The sequence below is a fragment of the Methylibium sp. T29-B genome (assembly GCF_000576225.1).
Taxonomy (GTDB): Bacteria; Pseudomonadota; Gammaproteobacteria; order Burkholderiales; family Burkholderiaceae_C; genus Methylibium; species Methylibium petroleiphilum.
Genome location: NZ_AZSN01000372.1, coordinates 1 through 985, shown reverse-complemented (window position 1 = coordinate 985; position 985 = coordinate 1). Strand labels below are relative to the sequence as shown.

Genomic DNA, 985 nt, shown 5'->3' with positions numbered 1-985 from the left:
CTGCGCCGCTGGTTCGCGTCGGTCGGGTCGGAGCCGCAGGCCAGCGGCGGCGCCAGCGCCGACCTGCCGCGGCACGCAATCCTGATGGCGGCTGTCGATGTCGGCGGCACGCCGGAGCTGCTGGAGACGCTGCGTGACACCGTGCAGCATTTCCTTCAGGCCGAGGCCGGTGCACGACTGGCCTGCGTGGGCGTGATGAAGACCACCCGCATCGGCATGGACGAACTCGTGGACGCCGAAGGCAGCAGCCTGCACGTCAAGCAGCTGGTCGCACTGAAGCACTGGGCCCGACCGCTGCAGCAGGCGCTGGGTCTCGACGGCCTCGATCGCAGTGGCCGCGTCACCTTCCACGTGCTCGAGGCACCCGATGCGGCGAACGCAATCGTCGAGTTCGCTCGCCGCAACGAGGTGGACCACATCATCATGGGCGCGCGCAGCGCCTCGCCGCTGCGCCGCTACCTTGGCAGCGTGTCGGCCCAGGTGGTGGCGGAGTCGGACTGCAGCGTGACCGTGGTGCGCGATCCGGCCGGCCGCGGCTGAACCGCGTCAGCGCAGCACGCCGGCCAGCGGCGTCAGCGGCGGCGGCAGGTCCGTCTCGCCCAGCGCCTCCAGCAGGTTGATCTCGATGGTGCGGCAGATCGCCTCGAGCGGCAGGTGGTTGGGCTTCAGGCCGAACGGGTCCTTGATCTCGTCGCCCACGGCGTCGAGGCCGAAGAAGGTGTAGGCGACGACGAGCACCACGAAGGGCGTCAGGTAGCCGATGAGATCGACCAGGCCGAACGGCAGCAGAAAGCAGTAGACGTACGCGGTGCGGTGCAGCAGCAGCGTGTAGGCGAACGGGATCGGCGTGCTCGCGATGCGCTCGCAGCCGGCGGCCGCGGCGGCGAGCCCCGAGACGTGGGTGTCGATCTCGGCGGCGATGCGCGCATCCACCTGCCCGGCCCGCAGCGCCTCGCCGAGGCCGCGCCCCACGCCGCGCAGCAGG

Annotated in this window: 2 protein-coding genes; one reads left to right on the top strand and one right to left on the bottom strand. The window is 71.3% G+C overall.

Features of this window, described 5'->3' with window-relative positions; all coding sequences use genetic code 11:
- Window positions 1-540, top strand: a 540-nt coding sequence (locus tag Y694_RS22005; RefSeq protein WP_036236786.1) for a universal stress protein, incomplete at its 5' end; no start/stop codon positions are given.
- A gap of 6 nt (window positions 541-546) precedes the next feature.
- Here the strand turns inward: Y694_RS22005 and Y694_RS22000 are convergent.
- Window positions 547-985: bestrophin family ion channel (locus Y694_RS22000; protein ID WP_036236784.1), on the bottom strand; the 439-nt coding region annotated here is incomplete at its 5' end.